We start from the raw sequence: 19,022 nt of genomic DNA, 5'->3' as shown, positions 1-19,022 counted from the left end.
TCTTACAGTATAATATTTACATTTAATAAAAAGACTTGAATTCTAATTATGAATTCAAGTCTTTTTATTATCTATTCTTTAGAAAATATTTCCTAGCAATTTTGCAATCTCACTAATTAAAATACCAACAACAGCAAAGTCAGAATCACCGAATGTTGTATTTTCAAATCCTAATCCACCTAATATAGGTAGTAATATGGCTGGTAGGAATGAGATTAATAACCCATTTACAAAAGCTCCAAGTATTGCTCCTCGTCTTCCTCCAGTTGCATTTCCAAATACAGCAGCTGTTGCCCCTGTGAAGAAATGAGGGATTAATCCTGGCACTATTACACTTAAGCCGATAAACGGAAGAATAAACATAGATAGTAATCCAGCAATAAAACTTATTAAAAAACCAATAATAACTGCATTTGGCGCGAATGGAAAGATTGTTGGACAATCTAATGCTGGTTTGGCGTTTGGTACAAGTTTATCTGCTATCCCTTTAAATGCGGGGACAATTTCTGCAATCAACATACGGACACCAGCTAGAATAATATATACACCCGCAGCAAATGTAATTGCTTGCATGAATGAATACACGAGATAATTTTGTCCGTTACTTAATTCTGTTTCGATAAAGTTTTTCCCAGCAAATGGTGCAACAATAAAGAATAAAATAGCCATTGTTAATGACATAGAAACTGATGTATCACGTAAAAAACCTAATGACTTCGGTACTTTAATTTGTTCTGTAGATTTTTCCTTATTCCCAAATTTACTACCAACAAATCCTGCTGCTAAATACCCAACTGAACCGAAATGACCAATTGCGATATCATCCATTCCCGTAATTTTTCTAACATACGGTTGAAGTAGGGCTGGAAAAATGACCATAAGTAATCCTAGAATAATGGATCCAATAATAACTAGTGAAGCGCCTTTCATCCCTGTAGTTGAAAATACAGCTGAAATTAAACATGCCATGAATAAGGTATGATGACCGGTTAAAAATACATATTTAAATCTTGTAAATCGTGCAATTAGTAAATTAGCAATCATCCCAAATACCATAATTAATGCCGTTTCTGTTCCTAAAGTTTGCTGTGCTATCGCAACAACTGCTTCGTTATTTGGAATAATCCCTTTAATATGGAATGCTTTATCAAATATTTTACCAAAAACATCTAAAGCTCCTATTAATATAGTGGCTCCGCCTCCTAAAACGACGAAGCCCATAATTGTTTTTAATGTTCCTGAAACTGTATCTGCAAAATTCTTTTTTTGCAATAGTAAACCACACATAGCAAACAATCCAACTAATATTGCAGGCTGTCCCAAAATATCCTTCATTATTAAATCAAACATAGCACTACTCCCCTTTCACTGTTTCTACATCAGGTGTTTTTGTAATGCCTCTTTAATTTCATTTAAATCTAGAATGTTTGTTAATCCAGCAACTGTGCGAGTACCATCTTCAAGGTTGCAAATGATATCTTTCGCACCTAAATATAGATCTGCTTGTTCTGATTTACTTGATGCTAAATCCGTATGAGAAACTTCAGCTTGCAAACCAAGTTCAGTTAATATTTTCTTTACATTCATTTCTATAATAAAACTACTTCCTAATCCATTTCCACATACAACTAATACTTTTTTCATTTCAATCTCCCCTTTAATTAGAATATTTAGCTATCATTTCTAGCATTTTATCTTTTGAATTTGAATGCATTAACATTTCTATGTTTTTTGGTTCAGATAACATCTCACTTAATTGTGCCAATGCCTTCAAATGTGTTTCGTTATCTATAGCTGCTAATACAATAATTAAATTTACAGCATGCTCTTGTTTTTCTGAGAATAAAACACTTTCTTTTAATTGTAATAAACTCATCCCTAACTTTTTAACTCCTGCCTCAGGGCGAGCGTGAGGTATTGCAATTTTAGGTGCAATAACAATATACGGGCCTAATTTCTTCACATTCGCAATCATCTCAGAAATATATTCTTCAAAAATATGTCCACTTTGTAATAAAGGTTCCGACGCAACACGAATTGCTTCCTCCCACGCCTCAACGTGATTCTCAAGCTGAATAAATTCTCTAGTTAATAGCTCGTTTAACATAGGCTTATATTTCTCCTCCTTATCAATATGTACCGGACCACTCATAAACTCTCTCAATTCATTTTTCAAAGATTTTTCATCTAAAATGTCTGTGTATTTTTGGATAATACCCATCATCATATCAACTGAATCATTTTGATTTTCGCCATACAAAGCTACATTTACTTTTCGTAGTAACGATGCTTTTTCGGAATCAGTCAAAATTGGATTTACCATAAAGATAGGAATTTTCCCCTTCTCAAGTTCAGTTGTAGTAATGATACAATCTACATCAAATGCATTTGATTCATATTCCCGCTTTGAAATTGCTTTTAAAATATCTACACTCGAAAACAATTGCTCTAATTGGTACTGCAACATACGTGATGTGCCAATACCATTTGGACAAACAAGTAGCGCAGTTTTTCTTGGACTGGGAACGATTCCTTCTTTCCTCATCCAAGCACCAAAATGCATAGTAATATATGCCATTTCATCATCTGAAACCGCCTTTCCAACATATTCTTCAAAATGATGAATCACTTTTTTTGTAAGAGTATATACCTCTTGATAATTTTGCTGGATTGTATAAAGTAATGGATTTTCTATTTCAATCCCGTACTTTACGCGATAAAATGCCGGTTTCATATGCATATATAGGTCTGAAGCAAGTCCTTTAAAATCTTGAAATATAACACAAGCATAATGTTGAAAATCCTTTATCATACATCCGACCATTGAATGTATTCCATCAATCTCACTTTTTTCAAAGTCTTTTTGTTGAGCATTTACTTTTGCTCCTAACAAATGAGTCGTAATATAATAAATCTCGTCTATTGGAAAATCCACGAAAAATACTCTTTCAAACTGTTTTGCAATATATTTTGCTGCTTCAAATTGTTTTGTTTCACGTAGTACATCCTTTTCAGCATCTTCCATCTCAACACATTTTCCATTTACAATACGATTGCGGAATAAATACATGTAAACGCTTAAACTTTCAAGTACCTCATCTGTGTACTGAACTCCTAAAAGCTCATCACAATTCGATAAAATATTTTTTATTATAAGAAGTTCCTCGTGATCTTTATTACCTTTTACACTTTTATTATCATTCGTAATATATTTCACATGCGATATTAAATATTCCCATCCATGCTTTGAAATTATTTGTGAAAGATTTAAGATTAATATATTTCGTTTTCCATGTTCATTCCCTATAATATTGTAGCCATGTTTACGATTAAAGTTTAATGCGAGCTTAAACTTCACTAACTCTGCTTTTATTTTTTTCAAGTCAGCAAGAGCAGTATTACGACTGACTTGCACAAGTTCTATTAAGTCTACTAATAGAATCCTTTTCTCCATTGTTAGTAAATAAAGAACCAGCAATATTTTTCGTTCATGTGGAGAATATTCATATTGGCTTGTTGTAAATCCATTTAACTTTTTTATCACTCTTTGCTTCGTTTCATTATCAAAACAGTAGCCTAAAGGGCGAATATATTCATATGAATTTAAATCCTCTGCAACTAACCAATCTTCTATTTTCTTCATATCATAATAAATTGTTCGCTTTGAAACTTGTATGACTTCCATTAATTGAGATACAGAAACATAGCTATCTGCTTGAATAATTTGCTGTAAAATACTTATACTTCGACTATCTAATATCATATATGATATACACCCTTTCTATACTTGTTCTTAAATAGAATTGCAAGTATAGATACTAACTTTGCAAAATTAGAATTTGAAATCGCTTTCTATTAATATCTTATCTTGTATCTCTTCTAAAATTAAGTCCAAATTCTTGTTTATGCACAGTGCAATGATTGTACTTTTATTTTTAAATTTTATTATATACGCACGGTATATGAAATTACACAATACATATTTTTATTTTAAAGACAATTTGTCAATCTAAGTGCGACAGTTCCTCCTGAAACGCTTCATGGACAGTTTCCCACGTAAGTAAGTGGTGTAGTAACTTCTATTTTACACGAAGCGAGATGGCCTTTTTTGCTTTTTTCTTTAGGTGTTACACTTGATAATACAATGCGTCAATACATAAAATATTTTTAACTTATTACCCTTTATACATAAAATAAATTTGATTTGCGATATAATCTGAACTAAAGTGAAGTCCATTCCTTATCCACCACATGATGATACCTACCAAAGAAGCTGTTTTAATATCAACCGCAACATAGTCATCTGGCAAATCCTTTTTCGTATTCTCTCTTCTCGTTTCTATTAATTGCTTTAAAAATAAAAATAGTTGTTCCTCAAATTGATTCATTTTAAATAATATAAATAAATAATTTCGATGGATATATAAATAATCAAGTAATTGTGTTAGCTTTTGTTTTTCTGATAAATCTTTTGCATGTATTAAATCCACAATTTTATTAGAAAGCTCGTTTAAAATCTCATTTGTGATTTGGTCTAGTAAATCTTGAATATCTTGATAATGTAAGTAAAATGTTGTCCGATTTAATCCTGCTTTTGTTGCGACTTTCTGAACCGTTAAACTTGAAGTACTAGGATTCTCACATAGGAGAGAAAAAACAGCATTTTTAAACATTTCTCTTGAACGAACTGTACGAGGATCTTCTTTTTTAGGTGTAGACATTTTGAAACTCCTTTATAGATATTCTCTTTACTTACTCGACAGTGCATACCTTATATGTCAAGTAGTGAACATTTTCAACAAAACTGTTCATGGTCAAAGAAAATTTATTTTGTTACCATTAATTTTATCGACACATTGTCGATAAATCAAGAAAACAATGAAGGAGTTTACCAATGCAAAAGGAAATATCAGAAAGAAATAAAAAAATTATATTAGTTGTGCTCATTGCCGGCTGTTTTTTATCAACATTGAATCAGACGCTATTAAATGTGGCGATGAGTAATTTAATGGAAGTATTTGATGTTACGGCTGCAACAGTGCAATGGCTATCAACAGGCTTTATGCTCATAAATGGTGTTCTCGTGCCAATTACTGCGTTTTTAATGAAACGATTTACAACACGGCAGCTATTTATTAGCTCGATGCTCTCTTTGTTTATTGGGACGGTTCTCTGTGCATGTGCCGTGAATTTTGGCATTCTGTTAACAGGAAGAATGATTCAAGCAGTTGGAGCAGGAATTATTATGCCGCTAATGATGACTGTTATTTTATATTTATACCCTAGTGAAAAGCGTGGAAGTATTATGGGGACCATCGGATTTGCCATCATTTTTGCGCCAGCCATCGCTCCAACATTATCTGGATTTATCATTGAATATGTTTCATGGAGATGGTTATTTATTGGATTAGCTCCATTTGTATTAATCGTTATTATTCTCGCGCTAAAATATTTAATGAATGTTGCTGAAACAACAAAAGCAAAATTAGATATCGTAAGTGTCATTTTATCAACGATTGGCTTTGGTTGTATTATCTTTGGATTTAGTAGTGCAGGAAGCAAAGGATGGGATCATCCAGTTGTTATTACTACAATTATCATCGGAATAATCGTTACAACTCTATTCTGTTTACGTCAAATAAAGTCTAGCGATCCACTACTAAACTTATCCGTATTTAAATATAAAATTTTCACTCTTACTTCAATCATTAATATACTAATTACGATGATTATGTATGCGGATTTAATTCTATTACCGATTTACTTACAAAATGGACGAGGTTTTACTGCATTAGAATCCGGTCTACTTCTATTACCCGGAGCTGTCATTAATGCCTTCTTATCACCTATCACCGGGAAAATGTTTGATAAATACGGTGCAAAACCACTCTTTATTATAGGTTTAATATGTATCATTATTTCGATGTGGGGTGTAATTGATTTGACCGAATCCACAACTTATATGTATTTAATGGTTCGTACCATTATTCTACGAATTGGGTTAAGCTTCATTTCTATGCCTTTAAATACAGCAGGTTTAAACGCTTTACCAAGAGAACTGGGTTCACATGGTTCCGCAGTAAATAATACGATTCGCCAATTAGCAGGTGCTATTGGAACAGCAGTTATCATCACAGTGTATACGATTCAGTCAACTTCACATACTTTACAGTTATCTAGTAATAACGGGAACATATCAGCTATGCAAGTAACAAAATTATCTTCTATCTTCAGCTCAAGTGATGCCTATGTATTTATGTTAGTCTTATCTTTTGTAGCACTGATATTTGCATGTTTTATGCCAAAAAAAGTAGCACTCCAAAAATCCGAAAGTAACTCTTAAAACAAAAAATCCTACCCGTATGGAATACGAGTAGGATTTTTTATTATTTATTATTTATTTCGTTGCCCCGTCTTCAGTCGTCTTCACCTTCGTTTTATTTTTATCACGATGGTTATAGTTGTACTTAGAACGATCTACTGGAGTGAAGCCTTCTGGTGTGTAGAATCGTAATAAGTCGCCGTTAACAACTTGGTCAGAGTATTTTAGTGATTTTTGAACCATTTGTTCATTTTGTTTTATTTCGTCTGTAAATTCTACTGGATTTCCAGTCGCTGTATCATAGTATTTGCCGTTCAGTGCAGTAACTGTTGGGCTTACGTAGTTACCGTTACGGAACGGAACGACTTGTTTATGATCTGGCGATAATAAATCTGATCCGAATTGGACATAATTCTTTGTATCTGTACCTAGTAAGTGTAATAACGTTGGAAGAACGTCAATTTCTCCGCCGTATTGATGTTGTACGCCGCCTTTCATTCCTGGTACGCGAATGATTAAAGGTACACGTTGTAACTGTGCATTTTCAAATGAGTTCATTTCTTTACCCATTATTTGAGACATTGCTGCACTATGATTATCTGAAATACCGTAATGGTCACCGTACATAACAATAATTGAGTTATCGTATAAACCAGATTGTTTCAAGTAATCCATGAATCCTTTCACAGACTCATCTAAATAGCGTGCTGTTTGGAAGTACGTATCTACTGATGAATCACCAGTTTTAGCTGGTTCAATCGTTGCTTCCGCTTTATCAATAGGATAAGGGAAATGGTTCGATAACGTAATGAACTTCGTATAGAACGGTTGTTTCAACGTTTGTAATAACGGAATCGATTCGTTAAAGAACGGTTTATCTTTTAAGCCATAGTTTACTACATCTTTTTCGTTCATATCATAGTATGACGCATCAAAGAATTTATTAAAACCAAATGATTTATAAATTTCATCACGGTTCCAGAACGTCTTGTAGTTACCGTGGAACACTGCTGATGTATACCCTTGTTGACCTAAAATAGCTGGTGCTGATTGATACGTGTTATTAGCTTTATTTGTAAAAACAGATCCTTGCGGTAATCCAAACATTGAGTTCTCTAACATGAACTCAGCATCAGATGTTTTACCTTGTCCTGTTTGATGGAAGAAGTTATCAAAGTATAACGTATTCGCATCTTTTGTAAATGAGTTTAAGAACGGTGTAACTTCTTGACCATTTAATTTGTAGTTTAGTAAAAAGTTTTGGAATGACTCTAAATGAATATAAATTACGTTCATTCCTTTTCCTTTACCAAAATACTCAGGATTTGGACTTGCATACGTTGATGAAAGATAGTTTCTAACTTCTGTCATATTATCTCCATCAGCTAATGCTCGTTCGGTTGATGCTTTCGCACTTTGAATACCGTCATAAATCGTAAAGTTATACGCACCTAAATATTTCACGATATAATTGCGGTCAAATGTTCTTGTTAACAATTCAGGGCGGTCAGATTCTGCAAGACCTAAATTAACGCTAAAGAATAAAATACCTGCTACGAATACTAAAGATAATTTATGCTTTGCAACACGGATTGGTTTAGGATTTACAAATTTCGTTGCGACTAAAACAATTAGAATGATCGTATCTAAGAAATATAGTGGATCATATAAGTGTAGCAATGCAAAAATACTACCACCTAAATCTCCAAAGTTATTCGTTTGTGTTAATGTCGGGAACGTAATAAAGTCGCTGAAAAAGCGATAATATACTACGTTTGCGTATAAAAGTATAGACATTAACAAATTAATAACAATTAACCAAATGTAAGCTCGTTTCCCTTTTGCAAATAATGCTAGACCTAAAAATAGAACTGCTGAGCTTAACGGGTTGAAAAACAGTAAGAATTTTTGAATTGTGTTCGATATCCCCAAATTAAATTCTGTCACATATGCTGCATATGTTTTTAACCAAAGTAAAATAACGGCAAATACGAAAAATCCAAAATGATTACTTAATACTCGTTTACTCTTTAATAAAAATTGTTGCATCTCTCCACCTCTTTTGATCATCCAAGGCTTATTTTGTATAAGTCTGTCTCTCTATTCAATTTTTCTTCTTCAAATAGATTTTATTTGTTTAACTATATGAAGAATATTAGTAATTATAATTTGTAACTTTTATTTATTCAACTATTTCTTTCTAAACATTTTGACCTTGGTTTCTATTTAACAAAATAATTTTGTAACATTTCCTGTTTTCTCCCAAGGCTCATCCACTAATTATGACTCCACAAACTATAACCCTTTATTTCCTCATTTGCAAACTAATCTATCTCCAATTTTGGTACATATTTCACATAAGAAAAAGTGTAGTTTGACCTTATTACTCAAACTACACTTCTCCTGTTACAATTAACTCCTTCAATCCTATAAACATTAAATTTCATCTATGTATCAAAAATCTATGCAAACATAACATTACAACTTCTTACCACCGTTAATGTTATATTTGAATAATTATTCATTTAGCACCTTGGTCTTCACCTCTTTTCAACAAAACCCTCGCTCTCATAAAGAAAGCGAGGGTTTTCACTATTTATTATTGACCTTTATACATTGCATCTACTTGTTTTTGAAGTTCTTCATTTTCTAAGTACTCATCGTAAGTTGCCTCTTTATCGATTACACCGTTTGGTGTTACTTCGATAATGCGGTTTGCAATCGTTTGTACGAACTGATGGTCATGAGATGTGAATAACATTGTACCTTTGAATGCAATTAAACCGTTGTTTAATGCAGTGATAGACTCAAGGTCTAAGTGGTTCGTTGGATCGTCAAGTGTGATTACGTTCGCACCACTTAACATCATTTTAGATAGCATACAACGAACTTTTTCGCCTCCAGATAATACAGAAACGTTCTTCTTAACTTCTTCACCTGAGAATAACATACGGCCTAAGAAACCACGTAAGAAGCTTTCTGACTCATCTTGTGGAGAGAATTGGCGTAACCAATCAACTAAGTTGAAGTCACTGTTCTCAAAGTATTTAGAGTTATCTCTTGGGAAGTACGATTGAGATGTTGTAACGCCCCATTTGAACGAACCGCTATCTGGCTCCATTTCACCCATAAGGATTTTAAATAATGTTGTCATCGCAATATCGTTACGACCGATAAATGCAACTTTATCACCTTTATTTAAAGTGAAGTACACATTATCTAATACTTTTTCACCATCAATTGTTTTAGAAAGACCTTCAACAGTTAATAAGTCATTTCCTATTTCACGCTCAGGTGTGAAGCCAACGAATGGATAACGACGTGATGATGGTCTAATATCATCTAATGTAATTTTATCTAATAATTTTTTACGAGAAGTTGCTTGTTTCGCTTTAGATGCGTTTGAGCTAAAGCGTGCAATGAAGTTTTGTAACTCTTTTACTTTCTCTTCTTTTTTCTTATTAGCATCTTGTGTTAATTTTAAAGCTAATTGGCTTGACTCATACCAGAAGTCATAGTTACCAACATAAAGTTGAATTTTACCGAAATCAAGATCAGCCATGTGCGTACAAACTTTATTTAAGAAGTGACGGTCATGGGATACAACGATTACTGTATTTTCAAAGTTCATTAAGAAGTTTTCTAACCATTGAATCGCTTTTAAGTCCAAGTGGTTGGTAGGCTCATCTAGTAATAGAATGTCAGGTTTACCGAATAAAGCTTGAGCAAGTAATACTTTTACTTTCTCTGCCCCAGTTAATTCTGACAATTTCTTATCATGAAGATCTTCACCAATACCAAGTCCTTTTAGTAAGATTGCAGCTTCTGACTCAGCTTCCCAACCGTTAAGCTCAGCGAACTCACCTTCAAGTTCAGCAGCACGCATACCATCTTCATCACTAAAGTCTTCTTTCATGTAAATGGCATTTTTCTCTTGCATTACTTTGTAAAGTTGCGTGTGACCCATAATTACTGTTTCTAATACTGGGAACTCTTCATATTCGAAGTGATTCTGTTTTAATACTGCTAGACGCTCACCTGGCGTAATATGTATGTCACCTGTTGATTGTTCGATTTCTCCAGATAAAATCTTTAGAAATGTTGATTTACCAGCACCGTTCGCTCCGATTAAACCGTAGCAATTACCTGGCGTGAATTTTATGTTAACATCTTCAAATAATTTGCGATCCGCAAAGCGCAAACTAACGTTACTTACTGTAATCATTTGTGTCCTCCTACTAATACCGCTTATTTCAGCGTTTTCTCACCGATTGTCTTAAAAACCGCAAATTACGATTCACTTATTGTAGACTATAGCTATTATATAGTAGAAGATGGATGAATAGCAACGGTTGATTGCTATTCATCTCTTTTCATCCATGAATAAAATTCTTATTTTTAACGAAATAAGATTGTACAGAAATAAAATAAACTTTAAGGAGGTTTTTTTGAAGAAAACATTAATAATTGGTGCGTTATGTATATCTTTAGCTTCTTTAACTGGTTGCTGTGGTAATAACAATGCAAAAACGCCTACTGAATCAAAACAAGAAAAAAAAGAAACGAAAGTAACAGTAGATTCAATTATCTCTGAATTTAAAAGTGCTGGTCTACAAGCAGAAAATTCAACTGGACTTCCAGAAAAAGAATTTGGTAATCTTCGAAAAGAAGGAAAACGTATTATCGTACCTGCGCTCGGTGAAGATAAAGGCGGTAGATTATTCGAAATTACAAAGAAAGACGACCTAGAGAAAGTTAAGAAATATTACGATGAATTAGGAAACTCATCTCCTATGTTTTTCTCTCATACATACGCAAAAGGTAATTTCCTTTTACAGATGAATGGCGATATGAAAGACGAGGAATTTGCAAAATATAAAGATGTGATGGACAAGTTTATTAAATAAGAAAAAAACCCTTTTGAAATAACGGGTTCAGTTTAGGGAGAGAAAAATGCTAATAACCATTAGAAATAACACAATAATTTGTATGCATTTCGCATTATAAATAGCAAACTAAAACGCTCAGAAAATATTCTGAGCGTTTTTATTTCCTTCTTCAACTAAAGCACCCGTTAGCGTAAGTACAATATTTCACAATATGTTACTTTAAGTATCAAAAACAGCGATGTCTTTTTAAAGAATTGCACCAGTTAGTGTAAAAAGCTATTTCACCATTTGTATTGTTAACTTATCTTTTAACATTGACCTATATGAGTCAATTTCATATTTTGTATTATTAATTTTTTCTTTTTTCATTTTTAACATATCGAATATTTCTAACTCTAAATTCCTTCTAGCTTCAAGAACTTTTATCGCTCCTTCTACACCTGAATGGTTATGTTCTTTTCCATAGCCTTGGTTAGTGTAATAGTCGACAATTCCTGTGGACCATTCTAGGGTTCTTTCTTTTAATACCTTCCTAAATGAAAATTCAAGATTATCTTGTTCTACATACAATAACATTGGATTTAAATTCTCTATGATTTTTGCAACTTTCATTACATAATTTATTATTTTTTCTTTTTGTTCACCATATTTAATCATCCCAATCGTTAATGGATTTTGTATGAAACAACATTCAAAGATATAAACCTTATTGTCTTCTAGAGCAATTTCAGCAAAGTCATTCCATTTGTCAGCAATTAATTCAACATTTTTATCGAATGGTAATTCATATATATCATTTTTAAAAATAGTGTTAAATAATTCATCCGAAAACTGGTCACCAAACTCATTTTTTATCTTTCTGTATGGTAATAAATAATTGTTTCCTTTTTTTAGAACTCTTTTAAGAAGCACTTCTTTAAAATCTCCACTGTTAGATAATAATCTATCGAATTCAAATTTATTAAAACAAGATACACCATCATAGTCGGCTGGGTGGTTCAAATTTCCCTCTAAAAATAGTTCAACTTCAATTTTATTTTGGCTTAGAATTTCATTTATTAGCTTTGCAGTGGTTGATTTTCCAAATCCAGGTAAACCTTCTACTATTATTAGTTTTGTGTTCATAGTTATAAATCCCTTCCCTCAAAGTATTTAACCAAGATTAAAAAGATCACTTACTCCACTGCAATCACCCCTTCAAACTTAAAGTAACTTAACCTTTAGTTTAAGAACATTTTTTCACAATCTCTATAATTATTTTAACATAAATTTCTATTTACCTTTTAAAAAAATATAGTCCACCATTATTTGAGTGAACTATCTAAAGTAAATTATATTTTCTAAATCAAACACTTTTCCAGTAATCCCTAATCGTTGTGCTGGTGTTTTTACTGTTTTCTTTTTCCCTTCCTTTGTGGTAAATGACACACTTTTAAAAGGGGATTCTTTTATTTTCTTTTGCTTAATTTCTTTGTATAATCCTTCATTTTACTCGTTAACCCTATTAAAGCAGGTAACAATATTGGCATCACAATGATAGCTAATAGTAATAGTGCAACGCCAACAACGGATGCTACTTGTATAAGAGTCAATACACCTGAAGGGATTAATGCAGCAAATGTACCACCTAAAATAAGTGCCGCTGATAATACAACTCCTCCTATGTGACGAGATGCATTTACAATTTTCGTTACCGAATCACCTTCTATCTCGTTATAACGCATCATTACAAAAATGCTATAATCCACTCCTAAAGCGATAATCATTATGAAACTAAAGAATGGAACATTCCAGCTTAATGCATCTACATGTAATACATGCTTACTAATTTGTTCACTTATACCTAGTGATGCAAAGTACGCTAATATTAATGATCCAATAATAAAGATTGTGTTTAATAATGAACGTGTAATCACGATTAATACGATCGCAATTCCAATTAACATAATTGTAGCCGTACGTAAGAAATCTTGCCCGGTTACTTCTTTTAAATCAACGTTTCTAGCTGTTGTCCCTCCAATTGCTGTTTTCGCATTATTTAATTCGGTCCCCTTTAAAGTACCATCTATCGTTTTATTGATTTCTTGAATAATTGGCATCGCTTCTTTTGAATACGGATTCACGTCTAAAATGATTGTCATTTTAGCAGTCTTTCTATCGTGTGACATATACGTATTCAAAGCTTTTTGGAAATCTTCTCCCTCTAAAACTTCTTTTGGAATATAAAACTTCTCTGAGCTTTTTGATTCATTTAGCTCGCCTAAATATTTCTGTGCGTCATTTAGGCCGTTACTTACTTTCCCAAGCCCTTCTGTACTTTTAGATAAGCCTAATTGTAATTGCCCCATCTTTTCTTGCAAATCTTTCAGCCCAGTTAATAGCTGGCCTTGCCCATCATTTATTTTTGTTAATCCGGTTTGTAACTCTGATGACTTGTTCGCAATTTGTTTTGAACCTGAAGCACCTTCATTTAATCCATTTTTAAGATCAACTGCCCCTTTTTGTAATTTAGTAACTCCATTGCTCATTTCTTTTAAGCCGTTATCGACTTTCAATAATGATTGATTCGCTTCTTTAAATGACCCCATAGCTGCTTTATGCTGCGTCGCTAATTCATTTAATTCTTTTGATAGTACACTTAATTGCTTTTGAGCCTCTTTAGCAATTCCTATCGTTTGCTGTATGTTCGGATCATTTGCTAATTCTGGTTTCGTTTGAATGAAATTGGTCATTAACATTTCAATTTGTTCATAACCTTTTTTCGCGCCATCAATCGCTTGAGAAATACTTCCGAAATATTGATCGTAAGAACTTAAACCTTTTTCTAATTGTGCATAACCAGCATGAAGCTGTGAAGTTGCATTTGATAATACACTTATATTTTCGTTTACTGAAGCTAAACCACTCTCGATTTGCTGCGCTCCTTTGGCACCGTCGTTTATGCCATTCGATAATTGATTTAAAGCAGTTCCTAATGCTGATACACCGTTTTTCGCCTCGTTCGTTCCATCAATTAACTTTTGAACATTTGCGAGACTATTTGAATCATTACTACTCATTTTATCTTTCGCATCCGTTAATCCATTATTAATTTCTTTTATGCCACCATTGGCATCTCCTAATCCTGTATTCAGTTCTCCGGCTTGTTTATTTATATATAATTCTTTTATCTTATCACCGGTTGGACGCGTCGGTGAATATACCTCTGAAACTCCTTTAACTTTCGAAATTTTATCAGTTAGTTCATCTAAAGTTTGTAGGGAGGTCGCCTCATCTAACTTGTTATTCGATTGAATGACTAACGTACTTGGTGAAGAAAAACCAGGAGGAAAATGATCTTCTATGACGTTAATCCCCATCTTTGATTCATACTTATTATCTACTTCAAATAAATCATTGTAATTAAGTATGTTAGAGTATTTTAATACGAAAGGAATCGATATCACGAATACGATGATTAAAGCAACAAATGGCCTTGCTACTGAGTTTTTCGCAAAGAATCCCCATAAGCGGCTATCCTCATGACCTTTAAATGTTTTAACTGGATAAAACATTCCTTTTCCTAAAAGCACCATAAAAAATGGATTTAAAGTCGTTAATACGAGTAGTAATACTAAAACACCAATTGCTACCGCTGAAGTAGATTGATATAATTTAAAACTCGCTAACGCAAGTGATGCAAAACCAATTAGTACCGCTATACCGCTATATAATACGGTTTTACCTGCCGATTTAAATGTTTCTTTCGTGGCCAAAAATGCATTTTCTTGTTTACTTAATTCTTCTTTAAATCTCGTAAATAATAAAATGTTATAATCTGTTCCTACTCCAAACAGGACGACGACTACAAACACTTGCGTAAAGTTTGAAAATGGGAAATTAAATTGATCTACAAGATGAGCAATAATCCCCATTGAAACTAAATACGACACACCGACTGTAAGAAGAGAAACAATCGGAACAACTGGTGAACGGAATACGAGGATTAATACTACAAGAATGAAAATGATTGAAATAACTTCAGTCTTCTTCACTCCCTCTTGAGAAGATTTAAGAAAATCACCCGCTATTAAGTCACTTCCTGTTAAGTACGTTTTTACCCCTTTCGTTTGTACTTTTTTATGAAGATTATTTGCAACTTTTGATATTTCACCATGCTTTTTATCTATTGATATTTGCGTTAAAATAGTCGTATTATCTTTAGAAACTAACTGTTTCTCCAAGTCTTTATTATCTAAATGTGAAACAACTTCCTTTATTCCTAATTGCTCTTTTTCATTTTGCAGGGCGTTGATTGTTTTTATTATTTCCTCTTTTTGCTCAGTAGTTAAAGCAGCTTTATTTCCACTATTAAAAACGGCTATAATTTCGTATTTTTCAGTCCCGTCTTTATCCATTTCTTTTATCATTTTGTCAGCAATACTACTTTGTTCTGTTTTAGGAATCGTAATGTGCCCTTTTTCTTTCACTAATTTATCCATATTAGGCATCGTTACGATCATTGTAATAGTAATAACTATCCATAATAGAAAAGATAAACTTCTCCAACTTTTTAGCTTGCTCATTTGAATCATCTCCCGTTTTTAGCGTTTCACGTTAAGTGCGGAATGAATATTCATTCCTATTCTTTTAAAACTATCATTTCGGAATGAACGTTCATTCCTATTATCCTATTAATTTTTTTCAATTCTATTAAACCACTACCTACGGAATGAATATTCATTCCTTTAAATGTACAGATATATCATCTCCTGTAATCGTTTTTTATATTTGTTTAGGAATGAATGTTCATTCCTGTCCATATAGAGCTATAGAATCAAATGATTCTAATAGCATTCCAAGAGCTCTCTTCCAATTCTTTTACTAATTCTTTTGAGTATTCTAATTGCCCTGTTGCCATTACTTTAGTTAATTTTTCTAACGGTTGATATACAATAATAATTAAAGCAACTGGAGGCAATGGACGAAGAAAACCTTTTGCGATTCCATCTTCTATAATATTCATAAAGAAGCCTATAAAATCGTCAAATATTTTGTTACTCTGTTCATCAAGAAAATAACTACCACAGTGAGAATTTGTAAAAAGAAAAGCATCCACATTGTTTCTCGCAAATTCAAATAAACGGTTATAAATATGACTAAACTGTTCACGAATATTTGCTTCAACAGGAAAATCAGTTTTTAGTATTTCAGATAATTGCAACATGCTTTTTGAAAATAATGAGTTAACGAGTGCCTCTTTATTTTCAAAATAGCGATAAATAGTACCAGCGCCGACTTTTGCTTTTTCAGCGATCATCGGAATTGTCGTACCATCGTAACCACGCTCTGCGAAAAGTTGTATTGCAGCATCAAAAATATCCTCTTGTTTGTTTTTAGCCATTTTTTCACCTCAATTTTAGGAATGAAAATTCATTCCGCTTTTAATTATAAATTAGATGGATTAAAAGTCAAGTGTGCTACACAGTTACGTTATGTTTTTTAATCCCATATCTGTGAGTGAAATTATATCGGCGATTTTCATGATATATCAGCGCAACTCGAATTTTATCGGCGATTTTCAGAATATATCAGCGCAACTCAAATTTTATCAGCGATTTTCAAGATATATCGACTTAACGACAAAAAACAACAAAATAAGAGCGAACTGTACCAAAACTTTATTTGGTACAGTTCACTTTCAAATATACAATTAAAAGAAATCATAAATAAACGCTTCACGCACCGGGACTACATTCTCAAATGTTCGTATCTCCTCTTCGCTTCCACTAATTAATTCAAGCTTACTTAGCTCTAACGGACGTTTATAGCCAAACATTATTGTAGATAGCGCATTAATGTCCAGCTTAATTCCTTTATCTATTGTTTCTTCTTTCATAATTGTTATTTCCTGATTTGCAAGTCTCACCGTTACGTTATTCCACGGAGCAAATGAATCTGTAACGTGTAAAATCAATTCTTGCTGCGCATCGTTCCAGTTCAACTCATATTGTTTTAAGAACTGCTCCACATCTACAATTCTTCCCATAAAATATGGTTTTATTTCTGCCTTCACGCGTGGCTCTTGCAATGTATATAACAACGGTTCTTTCTCACTTAATATCATTTCAACTTCTTTAATCATAGAATCATGCTGGCAAATAAAGTTCCATAGGCCATTTCTCGCTTCATTATGCAGTGGAACAAATTCTTCTACTGTCATTTTATAATTTTCTATTTTATATAATACGTAACCAGCTGCCGTTTTATTTTCATCATAGTAAATCGCTAATGTTAAATCATGATAGACCGCTTGTAACCACCATTTTTCACTGCGAACTAGCATACCTGAAAAGCGTTCTGCAAATGTTTCATAAATTTTCTCTACTTCTTCTGGATGGTTTTCTTTATTAAAACGTTTCACAATACCATTTACTTGTTTTTTCATAATCAAATCGCTCTTCTCCATATGACATACAAGGCGATTTGCACAAAGCTCCCAGCCGTATTTGCGGTAAAATGAAACAGCAAATGGATGTAACATCGATACTGTATAACCAGCTTTTTTCATCGTTTGCAGTGAATGCTGAAGTAACTCTTTTACATACCCACTTCTTCTATATTCCGGATACGTCGCTACCCCTGCAACGCCTCCCATTTTAAATTTTTCTGTGCCTATGTAAATATGAAACGGAATAAGATGCAATTTTGCTGCTAAGTCTTCCCCTTCCATAATGCCGTATATTTCATGACTTTCTTTCATTCGAGTCATTTGTTGCTGCACTCGTTCCTCATCTGCTTTATATTGAAAAGCGTATTCTGATAAACATAATGCTTCTCTGAATTTATCTTCTTTTAATTGTATGACGTTCATCTTTTTCTCCCCCATTCCCTATATGTATTGTACTATCATTTTGAATGTTTCGGGTTGATGATTAGAAATATATCAACGTTTTGAATCCCAGATAAGATTGGTAGGAAAATACGGATTTACAACGTCAAGTAAATCCCATAATAAAAAAGCTTAATTTCTCGGTATAGTAAGGGAGAAATTAAGCTTTAGTTAGTTAATATGACTTACAAAGGCATATTTACCACTTTAAATAATATTAGGGTGATTTTTCTCGTTGTAAAGTTATAGAAAATTAATCCCCCGCATTATCGTTCTATTTACAGATTCTTAATCATTGTGCGATGAGGAATACCCGCATCTATAAATTCTTCAGAAATACTTTCATACCCTAAGTTTTCATAGAAACCAATTGCATGTTTTTGGGCATTCAATTTCACTTTAGAAATGCCCTGATTTTGTGCAAACTTCTCAATTTCATTCATAATTAATTTTCCAGAACCTGCTTTGCGATCAGTTGCCACTACACAAATTCGTTCAATTTTACCAACGCCATCTACAATACGAAAACGTCCAGCTCCAATTGGCTTGCTATTATCGTATAACACAAAATGAGTAGCGGTTTTGTCATGTTCATCAATTTCTTCTTCTACATCGACTTGTTGTTCTTCTATAAAAACCTTTTGTCGAATAGCGTAAGCATCTTCTAATTGTTGTTGATTATTTACGATTTCTACTATCATAAATATTTCTTCCCTTCTAAGTTAAAATGTTTCATCAATTGTCGAGTTAATTAATTAAATGAAAACGATTAAAATCAATAGGTACCGTTCTTCTTGTTCGGCTTCTTTTCAACGTTAAGGGAAAAACCTTGTCTCAAAAGTCCTATTGTTGTTAAATAGTTCATTTTTAACATTATAAGTAGCTTGCTTATAATGTCCTTACGAGCTTAATGTATATTTATACTGTATATCTGCTTTTC

Annotated in this window: 13 protein-coding genes; 2 read left to right on the top strand and 11 right to left on the bottom strand. The window is 32.8% G+C overall.

What is annotated here, in order from left to right:
* Positions 1-78: 78 nt before the first annotated feature.
* The 4 genes from ulaA to ACP6L7_RS07680 form a co-directional block, all read right to left on the bottom strand.
* Positions 79-1,350, bottom strand: a complete 1,272-nt coding sequence (gene ulaA / locus ACP6L7_RS07695; protein WP_097830446.1) for a PTS ascorbate transporter subunit IIC — start codon at positions 1,348-1,350, stop codon at positions 79-81.
* 24 nt (positions 1,351-1,374) lie between these two features.
* Complete coding sequence (locus tag ACP6L7_RS07690) at positions 1,375-1,644, bottom strand: PTS sugar transporter subunit IIB (protein WP_002161414.1); 270 nt, start codon at positions 1,642-1,644, stop codon at positions 1,375-1,377.
* Between the two features lie 13 nt (positions 1,645-1,657).
* Complete coding sequence (locus ACP6L7_RS07685) at positions 1,658-3,763, bottom strand: BglG family transcription antiterminator (RefSeq protein ID WP_430529016.1); 2,106 nt, start codon at positions 3,761-3,763, stop codon at positions 1,658-1,660.
* Between the two features lie 412 nt (positions 3,764-4,175).
* The gene (locus ACP6L7_RS07680) at positions 4,176-4,721 is read right to left on the bottom strand and encodes a TetR/AcrR family transcriptional regulator (RefSeq protein WP_097830444.1); all 546 of its coding nucleotides are present in this window, start codon (positions 4,719-4,721) and stop codon (positions 4,176-4,178) included.
* Positions 4,722-4,894: 173 nt separating this feature from the next.
* On the opposite strand from ACP6L7_RS07680, the gene ACP6L7_RS07675 reads away from it, so the two are divergent.
* The gene (locus tag ACP6L7_RS07675; protein ID WP_098361713.1) at positions 4,895-6,343 is read left to right on the top strand and encodes a DHA2 family efflux MFS transporter permease subunit; all 1,449 of its coding nucleotides are present in this window, start codon (positions 4,895-4,897) and stop codon (positions 6,341-6,343) included.
* A gap of 54 nt (positions 6,344-6,397) precedes the next feature.
* Here the strand turns inward: ACP6L7_RS07675 and ltaS are convergent, their stop codons facing one another.
* Positions 6,398-8,371, bottom strand: coding sequence for a lipoteichoic acid synthase (ltaS, locus tag ACP6L7_RS07670; RefSeq protein WP_097830442.1), 1,974 nt, complete (start codon positions 8,369-8,371; stop codon positions 6,398-6,400).
* Between the two features lie 550 nt (positions 8,372-8,921).
* The gene (locus ACP6L7_RS07665; RefSeq protein ID WP_000633869.1) at positions 8,922-10,547 is read right to left on the bottom strand and encodes an ABC-F family ATP-binding cassette domain-containing protein; all 1,626 of its coding nucleotides are present in this window, start codon (positions 10,545-10,547) and stop codon (positions 8,922-8,924) included.
* 241 nt (positions 10,548-10,788) lie between these two features.
* Between ACP6L7_RS07665 and ACP6L7_RS07660 the strand changes: the two genes are divergently transcribed.
* Complete coding sequence (locus tag ACP6L7_RS07660) at positions 10,789-11,229, top strand: stress protein (RefSeq protein ID WP_373605116.1); 441 nt, start codon at positions 10,789-10,791, stop codon at positions 11,227-11,229.
* 258 nt (positions 11,230-11,487) lie between these two features.
* On the opposite strand, the gene ACP6L7_RS07655 is transcribed toward ACP6L7_RS07660, so the two are convergent.
* The 5 genes from ACP6L7_RS07655 to ACP6L7_RS07635 form a co-directional block, all read right to left on the bottom strand.
* The gene (locus ACP6L7_RS07655; protein WP_097830440.1) at positions 11,488-12,336 is read right to left on the bottom strand and encodes a P-loop NTPase family protein; all 849 of its coding nucleotides are present in this window, start codon (positions 12,334-12,336) and stop codon (positions 11,488-11,490) included.
* A gap of 323 nt (positions 12,337-12,659) precedes the next feature.
* Positions 12,660-15,776: an MMPL family transporter gene (locus ACP6L7_RS07650; RefSeq protein WP_141533386.1), complete on the bottom strand. Its 3,117-nt coding sequence runs from the start codon at positions 15,774-15,776 to the stop codon at positions 12,660-12,662.
* Between the two features lie 251 nt (positions 15,777-16,027).
* On the bottom strand, positions 16,028-16,594 hold the full coding sequence (locus tag ACP6L7_RS07645) for a TetR/AcrR family transcriptional regulator (protein ID WP_097830438.1): 567 nt from the start codon (positions 16,592-16,594) through the stop codon (positions 16,028-16,030).
* 309 nt (positions 16,595-16,903) lie between these two features.
* The gene (locus tag ACP6L7_RS07640) at positions 16,904-18,064 is read right to left on the bottom strand and encodes a GNAT family N-acetyltransferase (RefSeq protein WP_071746313.1); all 1,161 of its coding nucleotides are present in this window, start codon (positions 18,062-18,064) and stop codon (positions 16,904-16,906) included.
* A gap of 296 nt (positions 18,065-18,360) precedes the next feature.
* Positions 18,361-18,783 (bottom strand): GNAT family N-acetyltransferase, encoded by a 423-nt coding sequence (locus ACP6L7_RS07635; protein WP_071746314.1) that lies wholly within the window; start codon positions 18,781-18,783, stop codon positions 18,361-18,363.
* Positions 18,784-19,022 lie beyond the last annotated feature (239 nt).

It is taken from the genome of Bacillus silvicola (assembly GCF_050524305.1).
In the GTDB taxonomy this organism is placed as follows: domain Bacteria; phylum Bacillota; class Bacilli; order Bacillales; family Bacillaceae_G; genus Bacillus_A; species Bacillus_A cereus_AT.
Note: the sequence above shows the minus strand (reverse complement) of the source record. Positions and strands in the feature narration are given on the sequence as shown.

Coding starts and splice junctions, on each gene's coding strand:
- ulaA (WP_097830446.1), bottom strand. CDS start 1,350: ATGTTTGATTTAATAATGAAGGATATTTTGGGACAGCCTGCAATATTA.
- ACP6L7_RS07690 (WP_002161414.1), bottom strand. CDS start 1,644: ATGAAAAAAGTATTAGTTGTATGTGGAAATGGATTAGGAAGTAGTTTT.
- ACP6L7_RS07685 (WP_430529016.1), bottom strand. CDS start 3,763: ATGATATTAGATAGTCGAAGTATAAGTATTTTACAGCAAATTATTCAA.
- ACP6L7_RS07680 (WP_097830444.1), bottom strand. CDS start 4,721: ATGTCTACACCTAAAAAAGAAGATCCTCGTACAGTTCGTTCAAGAGAA.
- ACP6L7_RS07675 (WP_098361713.1), top strand. CDS start 4,895: ATGCAAAAGGAAATATCAGAAAGAAATAAAAAAATTATATTAGTTGTG.
- ltaS (WP_097830442.1), bottom strand. CDS start 8,371: ATGCAACAATTTTTATTAAAGAGTAAACGAGTATTAAGTAATCATTTT.
- ACP6L7_RS07665 (WP_000633869.1), bottom strand. CDS start 10,547: ATGATTACAGTAAGTAACGTTAGTTTGCGCTTTGCGGATCGCAAATTA.
- ACP6L7_RS07655 (WP_097830440.1), bottom strand. CDS start 12,336: ATGAACACAAAACTAATAATAGTAGAAGGTTTACCTGGATTTGGAAAA.
- ACP6L7_RS07650 (WP_141533386.1), bottom strand. CDS start 15,776: ATGAGCAAGCTAAAAAGTTGGAGAAGTTTATCTTTTCTATTATGGATA.
- ACP6L7_RS07645 (WP_097830438.1), bottom strand. CDS start 16,594: ATGGCTAAAAACAAACAAGAGGATATTTTTGATGCTGCAATACAACTT.
- ACP6L7_RS07640 (WP_071746313.1), bottom strand. CDS start 18,064: ATGAACGTCATACAATTAAAAGAAGATAAATTCAGAGAAGCATTATGT.
- ACP6L7_RS07635 (WP_071746314.1), bottom strand. CDS start 18,783: ATGATAGTAGAAATCGTAAATAATCAACAACAATTAGAAGATGCTTAC.